12 protein-coding genes are annotated in these 9045 nt (G+C 44.6%); 11 read left to right on the top strand and 1 reads right to left on the bottom strand.

Features of this window, described 5'->3' with window-relative positions:
- From thsB to F7C14_RS04245, 11 genes are all read left to right on the top strand, one after another.
- A partial coding sequence (gene thsB / locus F7C14_RS04295) for a thermosome subunit beta (RefSeq protein WP_290900215.1) occupies positions 1–1046 on the top strand: 1046 nt, incomplete at its 5' end.
- A gap of 55 nt (positions 1047–1101) precedes the next feature.
- Entirely contained in the window at positions 1102–2547 is a 1446-nt protein-coding gene (gene argH / locus F7C14_RS04290; protein ID WP_290900214.1) for an argininosuccinate lyase, read from the top strand.
- A complete protein-coding gene (gatD, locus tag F7C14_RS04285) occupies positions 2529–3749 on the top strand; it encodes a Glu-tRNA(Gln) amidotransferase subunit GatD (protein WP_290900213.1) in 1221 nt (406 codons plus the stop codon). Before argH ends, gatD begins: the two co-directional genes overlap by 19 nt.
- 39 nt (positions 3750–3788) lie before the next feature.
- Positions 3789–4400 carry a hypothetical protein gene (locus F7C14_RS04280; RefSeq protein ID WP_290900212.1) on the top strand — a complete coding sequence of 204 codons (612 nt, stop codon included), beginning with the start codon at positions 3789–3791 and terminating at the stop codon, positions 4398–4400.
- A 21-nt stretch (positions 4401–4421) separates the two neighbouring features.
- Positions 4422–4970 carry an ATPase domain-containing protein gene (locus F7C14_RS04275; protein WP_290900211.1) on the top strand — a complete coding sequence of 183 codons (549 nt, stop codon included), beginning with the start codon at positions 4422–4424 and terminating at the stop codon, positions 4968–4970.
- Positions 4967–5716, top strand: a complete 750-nt coding sequence (locus F7C14_RS04270; protein ID WP_290900210.1) for a hypothetical protein — start codon at positions 4967–4969, stop codon at positions 5714–5716. The genes F7C14_RS04275 and F7C14_RS04270 overlap by 4 nt, the downstream gene beginning before the upstream one ends.
- Positions 5716–6390 (top strand): KaiC domain-containing protein, encoded by a 675-nt coding sequence (locus F7C14_RS04265; RefSeq protein ID WP_290900209.1) that lies wholly within the window; start codon positions 5716–5718, stop codon positions 6388–6390. The genes F7C14_RS04270 and F7C14_RS04265 overlap by 1 nt, the downstream gene beginning before the upstream one ends.
- Positions 6391–6426: 36 nt before the next feature.
- Positions 6427–6780, top strand: coding sequence for a BlaI/MecI/CopY family transcriptional regulator (locus F7C14_RS04260; RefSeq protein ID WP_290900208.1), 354 nt, complete (start codon positions 6427–6429; stop codon positions 6778–6780).
- Complete coding sequence (locus tag F7C14_RS04255) at positions 6777–7424, top strand: M48 family metalloprotease (RefSeq protein ID WP_290900207.1); 648 nt, start codon at positions 6777–6779, stop codon at positions 7422–7424. The genes F7C14_RS04260 and F7C14_RS04255 overlap by 4 nt, the downstream gene beginning before the upstream one ends.
- Before the next feature lie 36 nt (positions 7425–7460).
- Entirely contained in the window at positions 7461–7769 is a 309-nt protein-coding gene (gene cutA / locus F7C14_RS04250) for a divalent-cation tolerance protein CutA (protein ID WP_012965382.1), read from the top strand.
- Complete coding sequence (locus F7C14_RS04245; protein ID WP_290900206.1) at positions 7766–8458, top strand: nucleotidyltransferase domain-containing protein; 693 nt, start codon at positions 7766–7768, stop codon at positions 8456–8458. Before cutA ends, F7C14_RS04245 begins: the two co-directional genes overlap by 4 nt.
- A 450-nt stretch (positions 8459–8908) precedes the next feature.
- Here the strand turns inward: F7C14_RS04245 and F7C14_RS11100 are convergent, their stop codons facing one another.
- On the bottom strand, positions 8909–9025 hold the full coding sequence (locus F7C14_RS11100; RefSeq protein ID WP_367114332.1) for a HepT-like ribonuclease domain-containing protein: 117 nt from the start codon (positions 9023–9025) through the stop codon (positions 8909–8911).
- Positions 9026–9045 lie beyond the last annotated feature (20 nt).

Below are 9045 nucleotides of genomic sequence, written 5' to 3'. Positions count from 1 at the left end.
TAGAAAAGAGAACTGGAGCGTCTGTAGAAGACTCGGAGCTTGTAGAGGGAATCGTCATCGACAAGGAAGTCGTTCACCCGGGAATGCCGAAGCTCGTAAAAAATGCCAAGATACTCGTGTTGAATGCCGCTTTAGAGGTTAAGGAGACTGAAACTGATGCCAAGATAAGAATTACCGATCCAGACATGCTTCAGAGGTTCATAGAGCAAGAGGAGAAGATGATAAAGGAGATGGTTGACAAGATCGTCGAGGCTGGAGCAAATGTAGTGTTCTGCCAGAAGGGAATCGACGACTTGGCTCAGTATTACCTTGCTAAAGCCGGAGTTCTTGCTGTAAGGAGAGTGAAGCAGAGCGACATCGAAAAGATTTCGAAGGCTACCGGAGCGAGGATCATAACCGATCTTAGGGACATCAAGCCAGAAGACCTCGGAGAGGCTGAGCTTGTGGAGGAGAAGAAGGTCGGAGACGAGGAAATGGTGTTCATAAGAGGCTGCAAGAATCCGAAAGCAGTGACGATACTCATAAGAGGTGGAACTGAACACGTCGTAGATGAAATCGAGAGAAGCTTGACCGATGCGATCAAGGTCGTCAAGGCTGCTTTGGAAGACGGTAGAGTTGTTGCCGGCGGCGGTGCTCCAGAAATCGAGCTCAGCTTGAGGATCAAAGAGTGGGCTCCAAGCCTTGGTGGAAGAGAACAGTTGGCTGCTGAAGCCTTCGCATCAGCCCTCGAAATAATTCCGAGAACTTTGGCTGAAAACGCCGGGTTGGATCCGATCGACATCTTGGTTGAGCTTAGAAAAGCTCATGAACAAGGAAACGTCTATGCTGGAGTCGACGTGTTCAGCGGAAAAATCGTGGACATGAAGGAGCAGGGAGTTCTTGAGCCGCTCAAAGTTAAGAAGCAGGCTATAAGCTCAGCCACGGAAGTGGCAATAATGATCCTAAGAATCGACGACGTCATAGCTGCCAAGGGACTTGAAAAGGAGAAAGGTAAGGAGAGCTTCGAAAGCGAAAGCGAGAGTGAGAGCGAAAGCAGCGAAGACTAACTAATTTTTAACTTTTTTCCAAAACTTTATTACTTCCTTTGCTCTTCTCTTCTCGATGATTAGAAGCAGGTTAAGCAAAAGTTTGGACGAAGACGCTTTAAAGTTAACAAGCTCTTTGGAACACGACAAGTACATTTTCAAGTACGATATTCTCGTTGATTACGCCCATGTTCTCGGACTTCTCAAGGTTGGATTAGTATCGAGGGAAGATGCAAAGAGAATTTTCGAGGCTTTGAAAGAAGTTGAAAAGTTGGGATTGGAGAAATTGATCGGGGAAGATGTTCATGAGGCTATAGAGAGTAAGGTCGTTGAAATAGCCAAGGAAAGCGGAATGAAAATGCACACAGCAAGGAGCAGAAACGACGAGGTAGCGACTTGTTTAAGACTTTTCGCAAGGGAGAAAATTATAGAGATCCTTTCGGAGCTTTTGGAGTTAAGAAAAACCTTTCTTGAGAAAGCGAGAGAATATTTCGACTGCATAATGCCCGGGTTTACGCATTTGCAGTACGCTCAACCGACTAAGCTTTCCCATTACCTGATAGCCTACCACGACGCGATAAAGAGGGATTTCGAAAGGGGGCTGGAGGTTTTCGGAAGAGTTAACAAGTCTCCTCTTGGAGGGGCGGCTTTCGCCTCGACTCCCCACAAACTCGATAGAGAATACGTGGCGGATCTCCTCGGGTTTGATGGGGTGGTTGAGAACAGCATGGACGCATCAGCCTCAAGGGATTTTCTGATAGAATCGCTGTTCTTCTCCACATCCGTAATGCTGGATCTGAGTAGGTTTTGCGAGGAAATTATTTTGTGGGCTTCGGAGTTCAACTTCGTTGAGCTTCCCGACGAGTTCTCGTCTTCTTCGAGCATAATGCCCCAGAAAAAGAATCCCGATGTTGCCGAGATAATCAGAGCTAAAGCCGGAAAGAGCGTAGGCTATTTAGCTTCAGCGTGCACTATCCTAAAAGCTCTACCTTACGCCTACAACAGAGATTTTCAGGAGATGAACAGCCTGCTTTACGTTTCGATGAATGAGTGCTTGCTCTCCGTAAGGACGTTCAGAAAGATGTTTTCCGCTTTGAAGTTCAAAGAAGAGGTGATGAGAGAAAAGGCATCCAAGGGATTAACGTTGGCTACCGATCTTGCAGACCTTCTCGTGAAAAAGGGTGTACCTTTTAGGCTCTCTCACAAAATAGTCGGAAGCTTGGTAAAGAAGAACAAAATTCCCCCGAAGGCAGAGGAGCTGGTAAAAGAAGTCGAGAGTTTTGGAGTAAAAATAGAAGTGTCGGAGGAGGAGTTGAAAGAATGGCTTGACGTCGAAAAGTCTTTGGAAAGGAGGAAAAACATCGGGGGAACGGCAAAAGAAGAGTTGGAGAGAATGATCAAGGAGAGGGAGAGAGAAATTTCTGAAGATGAGGAAAAGCTGAAAGTTTTAAAGTCGAGGATAAAGGAAAGAATAAACTTCCTCATGAGCGAGGTTGAAAGGGTATGCTCGGGAAGAGAGTAAAGATAAGAGCGAAGGGAAGAATTTTCGAAGGAATAGTTATGCCTTCCTTCACAGACAAGCTCGTTCTTAAGCTCGATAACGGTTACAACGTCGGCTTCAAAGATTACGAAATACTCGAAGTCTACGAGGAGGAGTTCAAACTTCCACCACCGCCAAAGGTGGAGTGGAAGGAGGGACTTCCGAACGTTAAAGTTATCTCTACCGGAGGAACGATAGCGAGCAAAGTTGATTACAGAACTGGAGCCGTGACGAGTCAGTTTTCTGCTGAGGAGATTGTTTCCGACATTCCCGAGTTGGCGGAGATATGCAAAATAGATGCCACCCTTTTGTACAACATACTGAGCGAGAACATGAAGCCCGAGTACTGGATCGAGCTTGCGAGAGAGGTTTACAGGTCACTGAAAAAAGACTACGAGGGAGTAATAATCACTCACGGAACGGATACGATGCACTACTCTTCAGCAGCCCTTTCCTTCATGATCTCCACTCCAAAGCCGGTGGTTTTCGTAGGAGCTCAGCGAAGTTCCGACAGACCGAGCAGCGATGCGGCTATAAACATGATCTGCGCAGCACGCACAGCCCTTTCAGATCTTGGAGAGGTTGTGGTTGTTATGCATGGAACCACAAGCGACGATTTCTGCTACATTCATAGGGGTGTGAAGGTTAGAAAGAACCACACTTCAAGGAGGGATGCTTTCCAGAGCGTAAATTATCCGCCGCTCGGTAAAGTCAGCTATCCGGATGGAAAGATCGAGTGGCTGGCTGATAGATTCAGGAGGGGGGAGAGGGAGCTCAAACTTAAGGATAAGCTGGAAAAGAGAGTAGTTTTGATAAAATTCTTCCCGGGACTTTCACCGGAAATTCTCGACTTCTACTACGATAAAGGATACAGGGGTTTCGTTATTGAGGGAACGGGGCTTGGACACGTCTCTACGGACTGGGTAGAAACGATAAAAAGAATAGCTGATGACAGCCTCGTCGTTATGACTTCCCAGTGTTTGTGGGGGAGGGTTTGCGATAGAGTCTACGATACCGGGAGGTATCTTCTCCAAGCTGGAGTTATCGAAGGAGAAGACATGCTTCCAGAGGTTGCTCTCGTTAAGGTGATGTGGCTTCTTGGAAATTACAACTTGGAGGAGGCTAAAGAACTCGTTAAAAAGAACCTCGTTGGAGAGATCAACGAGAACTTGCAGTTTTATTAGCGGAAATAATTTATAACCTTTTTTGCAGATTTGTTTCGAATGATAATTAAATTTTCTGCCAAGGAACTCCAGAATTTGCACATGAAAGCGGAGGATTTTTGGAGAGTCGGCGGAAAAGATGGTTGGCAGAAGTCTAAAGTCAATCCCGAGGAGATTCTCAAACTTTACAGAGGAATATGGATTAAAAAGGGCTACAAACTTGTCGCCTACGTTTATCGGGAGGGGTTGAGGGGGAAAGGTGTGGTTTGGGCAACAAAAGGAGAGTTTCCAGAAGTTGAGGATTGCGAATTCGTTGGCTATCCAAAGCCGAGGGGGGCTAAAAAGCCGGAAGAAGTTTTGGAGGGTGACAACTCTCCGGAGTCGTACATCTCTGCTTCCATGTTTTTGCGGGAAATGAAAGAGTTCGGTTCGCTGTGGGATTGGATGGAGTGGGGGCTGGAGGAGATAATAGGAGAGCTTGATTTAAACGAGTTCGAGCTGTTCGGAGAGTACGATTTGGCTCCAAAGGTTTTTGTTAGAGATCCGGTCGAAGTTGAATTCTTCACGCTACATTTGCTTGAGGGAAAGGTTTACAGAAACAGAGATATTTTTATAGAGGGTTATCGATTCAGAACCGACAGGGAGGTTGTGGGTAAAAATGTGATCCGGTGAAAGGTAATGTGGGATGAGAGCGTGCTGGAGGACGTTGTAAGAAAAGTCGAAGTCGCTTTGGCTAACGGAGCTGAAATTCTCCTCTTTAAAGTTAACACGAAAAACTACGCAGCGATTTTGAGCAGCGTGCTCAGATACTTCACAAGCTTCGGCGAAGGTATTTACGTATCTTTCAACAAACCCTGTAGGAGTTTGAAAAGAATTCTTTCATCATCTGGAGTGAACGTTGAAAAGCTCGTATTCATCGATTGCGTGTCAAGGGAGTACTCTTACGAAAGAGAGGAGGATTGCATTTACGTATCTTCTCCCGATCCAGTTCACATTCAAGTCGCCTTGAAGAGAGCAATGGAAAAGCTCAATTCGAACCACAAATTCGTCTTCTTCGACTCCTTATCTACGATTTCCCTGTATAAGTCTAAGGAATCCATGATAAAGTTCCTCAGGCAAGTTACCGGAAGAATGCGAGCGGAGGGATTTACGGTCATTTTATTCACCCTAAGTGGGGAGCTTGACGAGTCGACGTATGCTCAAGTTTTTCTGATGAGTGATGAGGTGATTGAGCTCGTATGAGGGTGAGATTCGGTGTTGATGTAATAGACGAACATGAAATTCCATCGACTGTTGCTGTTTTTACTGAAAACGTCGGAGGCTGCGCGAGGGAATTTGCCATCACCGCAATGAGGCTTTCTTCCCAAAATGAGAACGTTAAAAGCTACTACTTCTCCGTAACGGATGCGGTCGAGGAAGTGAAGGACAAGATTTCCCTAACTTTCCCTAAAGAGAATCCTGAGAGCGTTTTAGAGAACGTGGAAATTGTCAGTTTCGCTGAAGCGTATTTCGAAAAAAGCGCGATTCCAATGAGGTGGATAGGCGGTAAAGAGATGCTTGAAAGTATGAGGGAGAGAAGGGGGATAATGGTAGAAATTATAAATGCTTTTGATAATATTGAGGAAAACAGTTTTATCTTCTTCGACTCTCTAACGGATCTCGTGAGGCTTGTAGGGTTTGAGATAAAGTGGAGAGACCTCATAGACTTTATAAAGGGATTAAAGAAGGTTTGTAAGAGAAAAGAGTCCATCGTAGCTTTTCACTACTCCAAATTGCCCAATGAAAGGGAAAACGAGCTACTTGACCAGTTCGACATAGTGGTGGATTTCGAACTCAGCTACGAGAGAGGGGAAATGAGAAGGTGGATGTACATAAGAAAGTTCTCCGGGTTGATGCCATTTATAGAACGTTCCGGAATTTCAAGATTTGAGGTTAAGCTTGATCCCTTCGTCGGCGCCGTAATTTCGAGGGTTCACAGGGTGATATGATGCTACTCTCAACGGGAATTCCGGGATTGGACAAGATGCTTGGAGGTGGAATTCCAAAGGGATACGTGGTTGGGGTAATCGGAGGATACGGCACGGGAAAAACGACTCTTTCTCTACACTTTATCAGCGAGGGAGTTAGAAGGGGAGAGAAGTGCATTTTCATAAGCTTTGAGGAGGATGAAGAGAGCATTATTGAAACCGCAAAAGGCTTCGGCATGAGTCTTGAAAATGACGTAAGAATTCTGAGACTCGAAGCAGAAGTCGTGAAGGATAGCTTTGAAAAAATTGAAAATGAAATAAAAGCAGTTTTCACAAATTTTGGTGTGGAAAGGGTTGTGATAGATAATATAAGCGTCCTCGAAACCCTTTACTCGGAAAGGGAGAGGTATAAAGCCCTATCTACCTTTAAGAGGATTATAAAGGAGAGCGGTGCAACAGCGATTATAACGAGCGAGAGCGATAAGGACAATCCGCTTCACTCGAAATACGGAATTCTCGAATACGTTTCCGACGGGCTGATAGTTCTCAGAATGACGAGGGGAGGCGAGTTCGAGGAGGTAATATTGATTGTGGAGGTTTTAAAGATGCGGAGAATGAATCACTCAAGAAGACCCCGTCCCTACACGATTTCTGAAGGGGGTATGGAGGTATTTGAAGAGGCTGAGATAGTTTGAAAACGCTTTTATACCAGCTGAATAGAATTTAGTTTAATGGTCAAAAGAGAGAGGATCGAGCTGGGGGAGGAAATAAGGATATTCTCTCCACTTGAGGAGAAGATAATGGAGTTTCTGTGGGAGAAAAAAGAGGCGACCCTTTCGGAGATTGCTAAAGGCGTAAATGCGTCGATGTCAAGTGTTGCTGCTACGCTCGACAGGCTTGAAAAGAACGGATTCGTTAGGAAGGAGAAGAAGAGCGTTGACGGGAGAAGGAAGTTCGTGTTTTATCCGGCTGTGAGCAAGAAGGATGTGGAGGTTAATTTCGTTCAAAGCATTCTCGACAGGTTGATAGACAAATTTGGAGATGTCGTTGTAGATTACTTCTACAAGAGGGTGGAGAGGAAGTGAATTCAATAGCCTGCGCGTTTTACTGTCTCGCGAACTCCAACTTCGGTAAAGCTTTTTTTGTTTTTAGCGTGGGAGTTGCTGTAGCCACCTTGGGATACCTGCTTTCAAGGGATTCGATTCTTAAGGTGAGGTTCTACATTTTCGCAAACGCTTTTGTTGCAGTCAATTTGCCGGTAATATACTTCTCAATGTCCTGCGACATGTTCTGGTTTATGAAGTACTATGCTCTCTACGCTTTGACCTTCGGAATACTCCTTCTCAGCTTTCCAAAAGTTTACAAATTGTACTTGGGAAAGAGGTACGGTTTCAGAATTGATGACGAACTCGCGAAAAAACACGGTTTGAAGAGAGTTTACGTGCTGAACACGCTCCTACCCAAGGCATTCACGATAGGAAGGGATGTTTTTGTGAGCGAAGGCTTGCTTGAGTTACTTGAGGAGGACGAGCTTTCGGCTGTTATATACCACGAGAAATTTCACGCTATGCAAAACAAACTGTTTTCGCTTAAAGCCGTTAAGTTTTTGACCTTCCTTCACATCCCCGAGAACGAAATCGAGAAAGCTGCAGATGAGTACGCTGAGAGGCTTGTTGGCAAAGATGCGCTTCGAAGAGCCAGAAGAAAACTGGAGAACTTCTATTCTTGAGGTAAAAATTTATATCTGTTTAGTTTAACGAATTTCATGTACTACTTCATTTACGTAACAGCCTCTTCCAAAGAGGAGGCTGAAAAGATCGCTAAGCACCTCCTTGAAAAGAAGCTTGCCGCTTGCGTTAATTTCTGGAAAATAGAGTCGATGTACTGGTGGGAGGGAGAAATTCAGAGGGATGAAGAGTATGCGATGATAGTAAAGACGAAAGCTGAGAAGTTCTCCGAGGTTAGGGAGGAGATAAAGAAAATCCACAGCTACACGACTCCGTGCATATGCGCTTTGAACGTTGAGGAGGGTGATAGGAAGTATTTGGACTGGATAGATGAAACGGTAGAATGAAGGTCGCAACTTACGGGGAAAGGAGAGTTGTAAAGTACGACGGTGAGCGCTGGAAGCTTTTAAAAGAAAAGAGAAAGGTAGCGAGGGAGATAATGGAAACCCTCGAAGACTTCGGAATTCCCTCGATTTTGTACGGAAGCGTAGCGAGGGGAGATGTTAAGGAAAGTAGCGATGTGGACATTTTCGTCCCCCTTCAAATTCCCTCCTTTAAAATAGAACTCGCCCTTTCGGATTTCGAAATTTTGGAAAAAAGGATAATCCAGGCAACTCCGAATCACGTTGTTAAGGGTGAATTCGTTTTGGCTAACGCTAACGTTAGCTTTCCTCTTGCGAAGATGAAAGATAGAGAGCTGGATTTCTACAAATTTGGAGGAGCAATAACCCTCGCTGAGTTGAAAAAGGACAAAAGAGTTTGCGGAGTTGATAAGAGGCTTGTGCTTATAATTCCCGAGAGCTTTGGGCACGTGGAAATTCCAATCAACGAGCTCGATAAAAGTGAAGTTGCAAAAATTCTTGGAGTAGGAGTGGACATAGTTGAGGAGAGAATTAGAGTTCTGGAGAGGAGGAGGGAGATAGGTAGAACCGGAGTATTTTTAAAAGAGAAGGTTGCAGAGTTCGACAGCTTCGAAAAGTTCCTCGAAAAAATTTCGGAAAGAAATCAACTCGTGAGGAGGAGGGTGAAGCTTTAATTTTAATTAAAAGCCCGGTGTTCAGCAGCTTTGCTGCAGCTGTCGTTTTTCTTTGTGCGTCGTACGGAATTACTTTTTAATCTCTTGAGCAGAGGTAACACGCCGGGGTTTTTTGCTTGTCGCACTTGAGCATGTCGACTTCTTACCTTCCTACTCTGGTTATTCATTCGAAACTCCCATGCTCTTTCTGGAATTTTTGGACCATCGTCTGGGAGTACTCTTCTCGGAATCATCTCCTTAGACACTTCACTCTTCTTTTAACCCTTTGATGATTTCCTCAAGTTCTTTAAAGTCTTCAATTTCTTCAAAGAGCGTTTTTAACTTGAAATTCTGAACGAATTTGTGAACACTTTTGTGCTAAATCTTCAAAACCCCTCAAGTCTGAGGGTCGCAATTTGCTCTCATCTCTTCTAAAATTTCCGAAATGAAGGACTGTAGTTTTGAGACTCTTTACTTTATCGTTTCCCAGAGAATTTCGTAGTCGGCACCAAAATATCCATGAATTAACTTATCTCTTGTATTCTCTATTCTCTTCCACGGAAATGTTTTTACAGCTTCTCTTAATATTTCGGGGAATCTAATAACGG

The sequence above is a fragment of the Ferroglobus sp. genome (assembly GCF_015521575.1).
GTDB lineage: Archaea > Halobacteriota > Archaeoglobi > Archaeoglobales > Archaeoglobaceae > Ferroglobus.
The sequence above is the reverse complement of the archived record's forward strand: the minus strand, read 5'-3'. Positions and strand labels throughout refer to the sequence as shown.

Bases quoted from the DNA above. Each gene is read 5' to 3' on its own strand.
- argH (WP_290900214.1), top strand. From the start codon at position 1,102: ATGATTAGAAGCAGGTTAAGCAAAAGTTTGGACGAAGACGCTTTAAAG.
- gatD (WP_290900213.1), top strand. From the start codon at position 2,529: ATGCTCGGGAAGAGAGTAAAGATAAGAGCGAAGGGAAGAATTTTCGAA.
- F7C14_RS04280 (WP_290900212.1), top strand. From the start codon at position 3,789: ATGATAATTAAATTTTCTGCCAAGGAACTCCAGAATTTGCACATGAAA.
- F7C14_RS04270 (WP_290900210.1), top strand. From the start codon at position 4,967: ATGAGGGTGAGATTCGGTGTTGATGTAATAGACGAACATGAAATTCCA.
- F7C14_RS04265 (WP_290900209.1), top strand. From the start codon at position 5,716: ATGCTACTCTCAACGGGAATTCCGGGATTGGACAAGATGCTTGGAGGT.
- F7C14_RS04260 (WP_290900208.1), top strand. From the start codon at position 6,427: ATGGTCAAAAGAGAGAGGATCGAGCTGGGGGAGGAAATAAGGATATTC.
- cutA (WP_012965382.1), top strand. From the start codon at position 7,461: ATGTACTACTTCATTTACGTAACAGCCTCTTCCAAAGAGGAGGCTGAA.
- F7C14_RS04245 (WP_290900206.1), top strand. From the start codon at position 7,766: ATGAAGGTCGCAACTTACGGGGAAAGGAGAGTTGTAAAGTACGACGGT.